The organism is Pseudomonas sp. PLMAX, from assembly GCF_046042685.1.
Lineage (GTDB): Bacteria > Pseudomonadota > Gammaproteobacteria > Pseudomonadales > Pseudomonadaceae > Aquipseudomonas > Aquipseudomonas putida_AE.
This window is the reverse complement of sequence record NZ_CP064949.1, coordinates 3274701-3286169: the sequence shown is the minus strand read 5'-3', so window position 1 is coordinate 3286169 and position 11469 is coordinate 3274701. Positions and strand designations below refer to the sequence as shown.

The 11469-nt window shown below is 60.1% G+C and carries 10 protein-coding genes; 3 read left to right on the top strand and 7 right to left on the bottom strand.

Annotated elements, in window-relative coordinates; genetic code table 11:
* Positions 1 to 609: 609 nt before the first annotated feature.
* Entirely contained in the window at positions 610 to 1587 is a 978-nt protein-coding gene (locus DKB71_RS15265; protein ID WP_408600920.1) for an alpha/beta fold hydrolase, read from the top strand.
* 270 nt (positions 1588 to 1857) lie between these two features.
* Positions 1858 to 2418 (top strand): lipid-binding SYLF domain-containing protein, encoded by a 561-nt coding sequence (locus tag DKB71_RS15260; protein WP_274076284.1) that lies wholly within the window; start codon positions 1858 to 1860, stop codon positions 2416 to 2418.
* Between the two features lie 74 nt (positions 2419 to 2492).
* Here DKB71_RS15260 and DKB71_RS15255 read toward each other — a convergent pair whose 3' ends face one another.
* The 4 genes from DKB71_RS15255 to DKB71_RS15240 form a co-directional block, all read right to left on the bottom strand.
* Positions 2493 to 3746, bottom strand: coding sequence for an OprD family porin (locus DKB71_RS15255; RefSeq protein WP_408600919.1), 1254 nt, complete (start codon positions 3744 to 3746; stop codon positions 2493 to 2495).
* Between the two features lie 92 nt (positions 3747 to 3838).
* A complete protein-coding gene (locus DKB71_RS15250) occupies positions 3839 to 5143 on the bottom strand; it encodes a CitMHS family transporter (protein WP_408600918.1) in 1305 nt (434 codons plus the stop codon).
* A gap of 126 nt (positions 5144 to 5269) precedes the next feature.
* Positions 5270 to 6589 (bottom strand): dicarboxylate/amino acid:cation symporter, encoded by a 1320-nt coding sequence (locus DKB71_RS15245; protein WP_408600917.1) that lies wholly within the window; start codon positions 6587 to 6589, stop codon positions 5270 to 5272.
* 43 nt (positions 6590 to 6632) lie between these two features.
* Positions 6633 to 7715, bottom strand: a complete 1083-nt coding sequence (locus tag DKB71_RS15240; protein ID WP_274076280.1) for a 4-oxalomesaconate tautomerase — start codon at positions 7713 to 7715, stop codon at positions 6633 to 6635.
* A gap of 160 nt (positions 7716 to 7875) precedes the next feature.
* Here DKB71_RS15240 and DKB71_RS15235 point away from each other — a divergent pair, with 160 nt between their 5' ends.
* The gene (locus tag DKB71_RS15235; RefSeq protein ID WP_274076279.1) at positions 7876 to 8766 is read left to right on the top strand and encodes a LysR family transcriptional regulator; all 891 of its coding nucleotides are present in this window, start codon (positions 7876 to 7878) and stop codon (positions 8764 to 8766) included.
* Positions 8767 to 8816: 50 nt separating this feature from the next.
* Here DKB71_RS15235 and DKB71_RS15230 read toward each other — a convergent pair whose 3' ends face one another.
* The 3 genes from DKB71_RS15230 to DKB71_RS15220 are packed head-to-tail and all read right to left on the bottom strand — an operon-like array spanning position 8817 to position 11458.
* Entirely contained in the window at positions 8817 to 9710 is an 894-nt protein-coding gene (locus tag DKB71_RS15230; RefSeq protein ID WP_408600915.1) for a polysaccharide deacetylase family protein, read from the bottom strand.
* A gap of 54 nt (positions 9711 to 9764) precedes the next feature.
* Entirely contained in the window at positions 9765 to 10673 is a 909-nt protein-coding gene (locus DKB71_RS15225) for an NAD-dependent epimerase/dehydratase family protein (protein ID WP_408600914.1), read from the bottom strand.
* Positions 10674 to 10723: 50 nt separating this feature from the next.
* The gene (locus DKB71_RS15220; RefSeq protein WP_274076276.1) at positions 10724 to 11458 is read right to left on the bottom strand and encodes an SDR family NAD(P)-dependent oxidoreductase; all 735 of its coding nucleotides are present in this window, start codon (positions 11456 to 11458) and stop codon (positions 10724 to 10726) included.
* Between the last annotated feature and the right edge of the window lie 11 nt (positions 11459 to 11469).

Genomic DNA, 11469 nt, shown 5'->3' with positions numbered 1-11469 from the left:
AGGACCGGAGCGAGGGTATGCCGAGCCTAGGCGAGGCACCGAACGCCAGGGGCAAGAGCCCTTGGTTACTTGGGGCTCTTCCAAGTGACTCGCCGTAAGGGCGAAACCTTAGGTGGCCGTTACCGCAGGAATGGATATACACCTAATCCAAATATCCACCTGAAGCCCTCCAACCTAAAGTGAACAGCATTACCTCTCCGAGGGGTATTTTTTTTCGCTAATGTGCTGATTAGTTGGCCCGGTTCACAGGCGCTGCCGAGGGGTGGATAGCGATTGATATTGGCGGGGACAATCTCAGGCCGCAAGCATTCGTTTCGGACAGGCCCACGCTTTCCGGGAAAGCTCGGGTACAGGTCCACATCCCGCCCGGTAAATTGGAACGCTCCGACGATGGACGCTAACGATGACGCGGGAAACCTGACGCCCCGTGGCGTTCTCTGGTTTTTCGCGAGCAAGCTCGCTCCTACAGGGGGGTTGCCCATACCAAAGCGTTAATCCCACACACCCATGTCCAGTGTTCAGTGCCTTGGTTTGCCCATAAATTCTGGGCTGCCAAAGCGTACCGGGCCCCGCCGGCGCTACCTTTAAAACACACATGAGGTGTCGATCATGACTGATGAGACAAGCGGTACTACCCGCAGAGGATTGATGACCACCGGCGCCATGGCCGCCGCCCTGGCCGTGACGCTACCTGCGCTCGCAGCGCAATCGACCCCGGCAGCCGTGCCGGCGGGCAGCAAGAACGACGGCCATGCCAGCGGGTCGGGGATACTCACCGTCAAGGACGGCACGCAGATTTTCTACAAGGATTGGGGCACCGGACAGCCGCTGGTGTTCCATCATGGCTGGCCCCTGTCCAGTGACGACTGGGATGCACAGATGCTGTTTTTCTCAGGCAAGGGCTTCCGTGTCATTGCCCACGATCGCCGCGGCCACGGTCGCTCGTCGCAGACCACTGTGGGCAACGAGATGGATACCTATGCCGCCGACGTGGCACAGCTGATGACGCATCTCGACATCAGGAATGCCGTGCACATCGGTCACTCCACCGGTGGCGGTGAGGTGGCGCGTTATGTGGCGCGTCATGGCCGCGGTCGCGTCGCCAAGGCGGTGCTGATCGGTGCCGTACCGCCGATCATGCTGCGCACCGCGAACAATCCGGGCGGCCTGCCTCTGGACGTCTTCGATAGTCTGCGCAAGGCCCTGACCGACAACCGTTCAGGGTTTTATCGTGATTTTCCGAGCGGTCCCTTCTATGGCTTCAATCGCCCGGGCGCGAAAGTCTCCGAGGCGATCATCGACAACTGGTGGCGCCAGGGCATGAATGGTGGGGCCAAGGCGCAGTACGACTGCATCAAAGCCTTCTCGGAAACCGACTTTACCGACGACTTGAAGGCCATCGACGTGCCGACCCTGGTGCTGCACGGCGAAGACGACCAGATCGTGCCGATCGCCGATTCGGCCCACCTGGCAATCAAGCTGCTCAAACAGGGCGCACTGAAAACCTACCCCGGCCTGCCCCATGGCATGTGCACCACCCATGCCGACGTGATCAACCAGGATCTGCTGTCCTTCATCAAAGGCTGACGCTCGCTTCGCAGGTGCCCGATCGCGATGAACCGGCACCTTGCGCGCCCACCGGGAACAGACAATACGAACGCCAGTGATGAACGCTGCCATCACTCAGTGGTCACAACAAGTGATGGCATCGCAACTGATCACTTGTTCCACTCAGCCGCGACGCTTGAAATCCACACATTCCAGGGTGCGCCGGATAACGTTCAGTGATTTCGGTTCCTGCCGCAAGTAGGCGCTGACTGCTACTGCCATCCAATGCTCCCTTATCGGAGTACGCAAATGACTCAATCCATACGGATGTTCCTGACGGCTTTGCTTGCAGTTGTCGCATTGGCCTCGGCCAGTTTCCTGAATACGGCAGGCGCCGCGACCGCCGAGGACCTCACCACCGACTCCAAGCAAGCGCTGCAGACGCTGTACAAAACCAATCCCGCTGCCGAAACCATTGGGAAACAAGCCAAGGCGATACTGGTCTTCCCGAAAATCATCAAGGCGGGCCTGGTATTCGGCGGCAGCTACGGCGAAGGCGTCTTGATGAAAGGCAACACAGCAGTGGATTACTACAACTCCGTCGGCGGCTCCTGGGGCTTGCAGGCCGGCGCCCAGTCCTATGGCTATGTGGTTTTCCTGATGACCGACAAAGCGGTGAAATACATCACTGAAACCAAAGGTTGGGAAATCGGTGTAGGGCCAACGGTGGTCGTGGTGGATGAGGGGCTTTCGAAGAACCTGTCCAGCTCGACGCTGAAAGACGACGCCTACGCGTTCATCTTCTCCCAGCAAGGTTTGATGGCCGGGATCAGCATTGAAGGCACGAAGATTTCCCTGATCAAGCGCTAGAACCGGCAGTTCATTGGATCGTCGGACGAGTGATGGCAGCCTGGTCCAATCAGGCCAGGCTGCCAACGTGCGCTCTACCAGAGCGCGATGTCATAGGTGATGTAAATCCGGTTGCTGTCGCGCCCACGTGCGAAGTCCGCGCGGTAGACATAGTTGCGCAGCTTTACACCGACGCCTTTGAACGCACCGCTCTGGACCACGTAGGCCAGTTCGGTGTCACGTTCGGATTCCTTGATCCGGGTGTCGGACTTGCCATCGTTGCCCTTCAGGTATCGGGTCAGGAATGTCAGGCCTGGCACGCCCAGGGGCGCAAAGTCGTACCCGTAGCTGAGCATCCAGGTTTTCTCGTCCTCCTCGATGAACTTGCCGATACCGGCGTTGCTGAACGAGTAAACCGTGGCACCGCTGATGTAGGGCAGCCCTGCATCACCGCTGAGGGTTTGATAGCCGCCGCCAAAGGTGTGCCCTGCCACCGCGTAGGACACCAGGGCACTGAGCATGTGGTTATCGATCTTCGAGGCGTAGGCGCGGCCCGCGTCGTGGCTGTTGAAGTAGCGCAGGTCGCCGGTCAGGGTCCCGCGACCTAACGCCAGATCGTGCTGGATGCCGGCGAAGTCCTGGCGATAGAAGTCTTCCAGCTCGCCGTGGAAGTAGCTCAGGCGCGTGTTCTTGCCGAGTTTGTAGTCGGCGCCGGCGTAGGTGAAGTCCCCGCCTCTGTCGCCCGAGTAGCCATCAGGCACGATCGACACACTGTCCGTGGAATCACGCTGCTTGAAGCGGTCCAGGCGTCCGCCGGTCAGGGTCAGGTTGTCGATATCCGTGCTGGTCAGCTGGCCGCCCTCATAGGTCTGCGGCAACAGGCGTGCATCGTTGTAGATCAGTACGGGCGTCCTGGGCAGCAGTGTCCCGTACTTGAGGGTGCTCTTGGCCAGCCTGATCTTCGCCGTGGCGCCGGCGCTGGAGAATTCATCGGCGGCGCGGCCATCGTCATGCACCGGCAACAGGCCGGTACCGCTGCGACCTCGCCCCGAGTCCAGCTTCACCCCCAGCAATCCCAGTGCATCAACACCCAGACCCACTGTCCCCGGGGTAAACCCCGACTGATAATCCAGCAGGAAGCCCTGCGCCCATTCGGTGCGCTCACTTTTTGCGGTGCTGGCCGCGCGGGCACTCAGGCCATGCTCATCACGAAAGTTTTCGTTGAAGTAGACATTGCGTAGCTGCAGCTTCAGCTTGCTGTCGTCGATGAAATCGCTGGCATCAACCACGGCAATCGGGAATACCCCAAGGAGAGGTAAAAGCGCCCTGCCAATCAGAGAATGGGTCATGCGGAACTACTCTTGTTGTTTTTCAGGATGCAGGAATTCGCGCGCCGGCGAACGGCGCGTGGACAGGCGTCTAGCCGTGCGTCAGGGATAACTCAGGAGAACAGCGTCAAGGCGCCGGTCAGCAGGGCCAGTGCGGTGATCACCAGGGAGGTGAGCACGGCCCATTTCACGGTGGCGCGCTGGAAGTCGCCGATATCGCGATCGACCATGCCCACCAGCAACAGGGTCGACGCCACCAAGGGGCTCATCAGGTGCACCGGTTGGCCCAGCACCGATGCCCGGGCGATTTCCACCGGGTCGATGCCGTAGGCGGCCGCTGCGTTGGCGAGAATCGGCACTACGCCGAAGTAATAGGCATCGTTGGACAACACGAAGGTCAAGGGCATGCTGGTAATCGCCACCACCAGCGGAAACAGGTGGCCCCAGGACGGTGGAATCCACTCCACCAGCGTCTGGGCCAGGGCATCGACCATTTTCGTGCCGGAGAAAATCCCGGCGAAGACACCGGCGGCGAACACCAGCAGGACCACGGTCATGGCGTTGCCGGAATGGGCGAGGATGCGTTCCTTTTGGATGTCAAGCTGCGGATAGTTGATCATCAGCGCCAGGACAAAACCGATCAAGAACAGGATCGCCGAATGGGCCAGGCCCATCACCAGCGCGATCATCACGCCGATCACCAGCATCAGGTTTACGTAGGCCAGCTTCGGGCGTTTGTGCGGTGTGTCTTCAAGAATGGCCTTGATGTAGCAATCACCACCGCCGCTCTGCAGCTGGATGTTACCGATGCGCTTGCGCTCGGCGCGACCCAGCAGAAAGGCGGTGAAGACCACCCAGGCGGCGCCGCCGATCATGGTCGGCAACAACGGGATGAAATACTCTCCGGCATCCACCCCCAGCGCGGCAATCGCCCGGGTGGCCGGCCCGCCCCAGGGGCTCAAGCCGCTCATGATGCTCAGCGACAACATGGCAATGGTCGCCAGGATCATCGGGTTCATGCCGATGCGCTTGTACAACGGCAGCATCGCCGCACAGGTGATCATGTAGGTGGTCGTGCCATCGCCGTCCAGTGCGACCGTCAACGACAGCAGCGCGGTGCCGATGGCGATTTTCATCGGGTCGCCGTTGACCCGCTTGAGAATCTTGCGGATCAGCGGGTCGAACAGGCCCGAGTCGATCATCAAGCCGAAAAACAGGATCGCGAACAGCAGCAACGCGGCCGACGGCGCGACCATCTTCAGGCCGTCGAGCATCATTTTCCCGGTGGTGCCGCCAAAACCGCCGATCAAGGCAAAGACGATCGGCACAACGGTCAACGCGACGATGGGCGACAAGCGTTTGGACATGATCAGGTAGGTGAACACTACCACCATGGCCAGGCCGAGTAAGGCGAGCATAGGGCATCTCTCTTGTTGTTATGGATGGCGAGATCGACGCGCAGGCGAACGACCCCGAGACTACCAGACGTTGCACTCGGCAACGTCCGGCAATGAGCGGCGATGAACGGTTTTTGCGGGTAGCGGTCAGCTGCGGTGGGCGACTTCCACCGGCTCCCAAGCCTGGTCCCCGGCCAGCGGCGTCGAGGTTTTTCCGTCCAGGGTATCGAGCAGCACCTGACGGTCGCAGGCGTTCTCGGAAATGGCGATGACCACGGTCGCCACGGCATTGCTGGCCAGGCTGGTCAATGCACGGGCTTCGGACATGAAACGATCGATGCCGATCAACAAGGCCAGGCCCGCCAGCGGAATGTCATGGATCACCGACAGCGTCGAGGCGAGGGCCACAAAGCCGCTGCCGGTGACCCCTGCGGCGCCTTTGGAGGACAGCAGCATGATTGCCAGCATGGTCAGGGTCTGCGTGAGGCTCAGCTCGATATTGCAGGCCTGGGCAATGAAGACCGCCGCCAGCGACAGGTAGATCGCCGTGCCATCGAGATTGAACGAATACCCCGTCGGCAACACCAGCCCCACGACACCCTTCCTGCACCCCAGCGCCTGGAGCTTTTCCAGCATGCGTGGCATCACCGGTTCCGTGGAGGACGTGCCCAGCACCACCAGGAACTCTTCGCGCAGGTAGCGCAGCAACTTCCACAGGCTGAAACCATGGGCGCGGCAAATGCTCCCCAGCACCACAAAGACGAAGAAAGCGCAGGCGATGTACAGGGTCATGATCAACTTCGCCAGGGAGCCCAGCGAGGTGATGCCGTACTGCCCGACCGTGAACGCCAGCGCCCCGAAGGCACCGATCGGCGCAAAGCGCATCAGGTAGGAAAAAATCTTGAAGACCATCTGCGATGCTGCTTCCAGTACATCGAGCACGGGCTTGCCGCGCTCGCCCAGGGATGACAGGGCAAACCCGCACAGCACCGCGATAAACAGCACCGGCAACACTTCGCCCTTGCTGAACGCACCGATGAAGGTATCGGGAATGATGTGCATGAAAAACTCGACGACCCCGAGTTTGGCTGCCGACTCCGTGTACTGGGACAACCCTGCGGTGCTCAACTGGCTCGGATCGATGTTCATTCCCGCGCCCGGCTTGAACAGGTAGACCGCCACCAGGCCGATGATCAGGCTGACCACCGTCAGCCCGAGAAACAGCAGCATGGTTTTGCTCAACAAGCGCCCGAGCGAGCGCTTGTCGCTCATCCCGGCAATGCCGGTGACGATGGTGCAGAACACCACCGGGGCAATCATCATCTTCACCAGTTTGATGAAGGCATCCCCCAATGGCTTGAGGGCGACGGCTTGCTGGCCCCAGAAATGCCCGACCACGACACCGAGCAGGACCGCGCAGAGGATTTGAAAGTAGAGCGATTTTACGATTTTCATGGCATCACCCATTTTTAGAATTGTGCTGATGCAAACCACAGGCAGCGTCAGATCACTACCCGGCGAGTCGCTGGGAAGCCGGGGCATAGACGAAACCGGAAAACAGCCGTCGCGCGGTGCGCACAACCGAGGCACGGATGGTCTGGCCGTTGTCGCCGATGTAGGACAACACCACATCGATGCCGCCGCTCGGGTGCTCGATACGCACCTGTTGCAGGCGCGGACCACCGCTGTTGCCGAGCATCCGCGCGACGACGCTGCCTTCGCTGACACAGGCCGTCGCCAGGCCGATGGAGCCGGTAATGGCCAACGCGCGATGGCAGTTGTGGGGCATGAAGTAGCGAACCTGCAGGGTGCCACCGGCCTTGGCCGGGGACACCAGCACCGGCTTGGGGATGACCTTGTCGCTGACATCGCCCAGCCCCATCGCCCTTCCCGCCTGCAACCGCAAGGCTTCGAGCCGACGCAGGAAATCCTTGTCGGCGTCCAGCTCGGCCGGGGTTTCATCGCCGCGCTTGTGCAGATGACGGGCCTCGATGATCACCATCGGCATGGCCATGTCGATGCAGGTCACAGGCACCCCGTCGAACACATCCAGGGTGTTGCCGGTGGGGAAAAGCTTGCCGGTCTTGCTGCCGGCCGCATCGAGGAAGGTCAACTGCACCGGGGCCGCGCTGCCCGGCACGCCATCGATGACCGTGTCGCCCTCGTAGCTGACTTTGCCGTTGGGCGTCAGCACGTCGGAGGTGACGAAGGTGCCAGTGTTGAGGTTGCGAATGCGCACCCGGGTGGAGTCGCCGGCTGCCTTGACCAGGCCCTGCTCGATAGCAAACGGGCCGACGGCGCAGAGCATGTTGCCGCAGTTGGGCGCCGTGTCGACCCGACGCTGGGACACCATGACCTGGACGAACAGGTAATCGACGTCCGCCTCGGGATGCAACGAAGGGCTGACGATCGCGACCTTGCTGGTCTGCGGGCTGCCGCCGCCGATCCCGTCAATCTCCAGCTCGTGACCGGAGCCCATCACTGAGAGCAATAGCTCATCGCGCTCTTTAACGCAGACCGGTAGATCCCAAGCGAGAAATACCGGGCCCTTGGAGGTACCACCGCGCATGAGAACACAAGGAATACGTTGCATGGCTTATCACTCTTGTTGATCAATCGGGTTAATTGATGTCTTGCAAACAAGAGTGACAGGGAAGCACTGGTGTTTCCAATGCAAAGATTGGCGCTATTATTCCACTTCACGAATGAATCTTTCCGGCCGTGGCCAAGCCTCTTTTGGGTGAGACAAGCACATGGAATATGAGCTTCAGGACATCAGGTCCTTTGTAAAAATCGCTGAGCTGGGCAGCTTTCACGAAGCCGCAGAAGCCTTGCATCTGTCGCAGCCCGCCTTGAGCCGGCGGATCAAGAAACTCGAAGAGGGGCTGGGCACTGCGCTGCTCGATCGAACAACGCGCAAGGTCAGCCTGACCAGCGTCGGACGTGACTTTCTCCCCAAGGCACGTCGATTGCTGGACGACTTCGACGACTCGATTCTCAATATCCGCGAATTGGCGGAACGGCAGATCGGTCGGGTAACGCTCGCCTGCATCCCCACCGCGGCGTTCTACTTCCTGCCCTCGGTGATCCGCATCTACAACGAACGTTATCCGAAAATCCGCATTCGCCTGCTCGACCTGAGTGCCAATGAAGGCCTGGAAGCGGTGCTGCGCGGTGAAGCGGATTTTGGCATCAACATGATGAGCGGCCAGCACCCCGACATCGAGTTCGTGCCCTTGGTTAACGAACCCTTTGTCCTCGCCTGCCGGCGCGACCATGAGTTGGCCGGGCGCAGTTCGGTCAGTTGGTCTGAACTGGGCGACTATCGGTTGATCGGCGTGGGCCGGCTGAGCGGCAACCGCATGCTGCTGGATCACGCGCTGTCAGGCCTGAGCTGGCGTCCGCAGTGGTTCTACGAAGTGCAGCATCTTTCCACGTCATTGGGATTGGTCGAAGCAGGGCTAGGCGTGTCGGCGATGCCCAGCCTGGCGATGCCCGCAGGTGATCATCCAACACTGGTCAGCGTTCCTCTCATCGACCCCGTGGTCAATCGATCGTTGGGCCTGGTTTATCGACGGGGCGCTTCGCTCTCCCCGGCCGCAGAAAAGTTCGTGTCGATACTGCTTGAGCAGTGGCCGCAATGACCGGGGATCAGGCAGAGCAGCGACCCTCCCTCGAGGGTCGCCTCCCCCTGCTATCGGTGAGCTATAACCGGTCCCTGGTAATACGGCAGCTTGTCGATCCGTGGTTTGTAGGCCCCCGTGGCGACACTGCGCTGGACATGCGCGGCGATCTCGTCCATCCGGGCAAACCAGACATCACCCTTGGCCATCATGTATTCGATCAGCTTCGACACTTCATGCCAGCGTGACAGGCGACCGGACAGAAACGGATGCCAGACCGGCACGAAGAGCGCGCCATACTCCCTGGCGGCATCGAACTCGGCCTTGAACACCTCGACGGCGCGTTGCGGCGACTGGATCGGCATCTGGAAATCCAGGTCGATGCTGTGCATGTACTGCGGCCAGTCATCCAGCGCCCAGCTTGACGGCAGCTCCACCAGATCCCCCGCTCCCGTGCGCAACAGATAAGGCACATCATCGCCCATCAAGGAGGCGTCATAACTGAAACCGCGTTCGATCAACAGGTCAGCCGAGTGCTCGGACATGTTGTACAGGGGCGCCCGCCACCCTCGCGGTGCCTGGCCGGTGAAGCGCTTGATGGTGTCGCAACCGCGGTCGAGCCAATAGGCTTCCTCTTCCCGAACCAGCTCGTTGGGATGCTCATGGATATAGCCGTGGTGGGCAATTTCGTGCCCACCTTCGACGATCGCCTCGATGGCCTGCGGGTATTGCTCGATGCACCAGGCTGGAATGAAAAACGTCTGCTTGATCTCGAAGCGTCGATAGGTTTCCAGGATCCTTGGTATCGCCACTTTAGGGCCGTAGTGCAGCATCGAAATACTGGCAACCCGTGTCGCGGAATCCTTGGGGTGCGCCACATGCAGAATGCTGTCTGCATCCATATCAAAGGTAAAGGCCACGGCGCAGCGTGCACCGTTTGGCCAGACAATCGGATTTTCAATCATGCTTAATCACCCGTGAGTATTGAACGTTCACCAACAACAGCGACCCAGCGCCGATCAATACTCGTGATCGATCAGCCAGTTGGAATAATGGGTGAGGCCTTTTTCCAGCGACCACTGCGCTCGATAACCCAACTCCCGCTCGGCGGCACTCAGGTCCCATTCGCCATGGCGATCGAGGTGCCAATAACCGCCGCCCACTTCGATACGCGCTTGGGGAATGATCTTGCGGATGATTTCAACGGCTTGATGCAGCGTCCAGGAGCGATCACCGGCAATATTGAAGACGCCGCCTTTGAGGTCCCGGGTTTCGGCCGCCATCAATACGGCACGCACGACGTCTTCCACGTGGATGTAGTGGAACCTGTGATCGCCGCCCGAAGCCAAGGTAAATGTTTCACCACGGTGGACGGTTTTGAGGATGTCCCTGAGCACTTGCGGCATCTTGTTTTCCGGGCCATACACTTCGGCGATTCGCAGGGAAATCACTTCCATGCCATAGAGATCGTTGTAGACCCGGCCAAAGTGCTCGGTGGCAATCTTGGTGACGCCGTAGGGCGTTGTCGGGTAAGTCGGTGTCTGTTCATTGATCTCTCCCTCGAAATGCCCATAGACCGTTTCCGAAGAAAAGTTGACCAACTTCTTGATGCCCGCCAGGCGCATGGCTTCAAGCAAATGGAGGGTGCCGTCGATGTTCGCCGTCACTGTCGTGATGGGCAGGTCGATGGACAAGTCGGGATGGGACATGGCCGCCGTGTGAATGACACGATCAACGCCATGTTCCTGGATGGTTCTAACTATCCTCGGGATATCGAACAACTCTCCCTGCACAGGGGTCATGAACTCGGACCTGGCTTCGGAGTAGTCACGGTTGTAACTCACCACCTTGACGCCTTGTTCGCTGAGCTTCCTGGTCAGGTATCTGCCCACATAGCCCAAACCACCGGTAATCATTACAGCGCTCATGTTGTTTCCTTCTTGTTATTAGCGGTGAAGTCAAACTTCAAGACACCCAGCTAGATCGCAGCGCCGCCATTGGGGCTGATGATCTGTCCAACCATGTAATCACCGGCGGGCCCGGCCAGGGCTTCGACCATGGCGGCGATTTCATCCGGCTTGCCAAAGCGCCTCAATGGCAGGCTCGCACGGGTTTCATCGTTGAATTCGAGGGTGTCGTTGATCAGCATGTCGGTCTCGATCGGCCCCGGCGCCACCGAGTTGACCAGTACACCTTTGGGGGCCACTTCCTTGGCGACCGCCTTGGTCAGCGCGATCACCCCGCCCTTGGAAGCGCAGTACGCGGCATAGGTCGGGAAGCCGATCAGCCCCAGCTCGGAGCTGATGTTGATGATCCGCCCCTGACCGCGTGCGAGCATGCCCGGCAACACCGCCTGCATGCAGGCCCAGGTCCCGCCGAGGTTGGTGCTGATCATCTGCTCCCACTGCGCCCAGGTCGTTTGCTCGACGGTCGCTGAAACCAGTCTGCCGGCATTGTTGACCAGGATATCAACCCGCCCGTAGCGACCCTCGGCTTCGCGAATGATCCCGGCCGCGGCTTCGGGATGACTGATATCGGCCTGGACGGTGATCCCGTCGCCACCGTTGGCTTCGGCTGTGCGGATGACCTCGTCCAGTTGATCCCTGGTGTCGAAGTAGTTGAGCACCAGATGATCACCACTTGCCGCAAAACGCCTGGCGATGGCCAGCCCAATACCCCTTGCAGCGCCCGTGATAACGACGACACGTTTCATAAGTTCTCCGA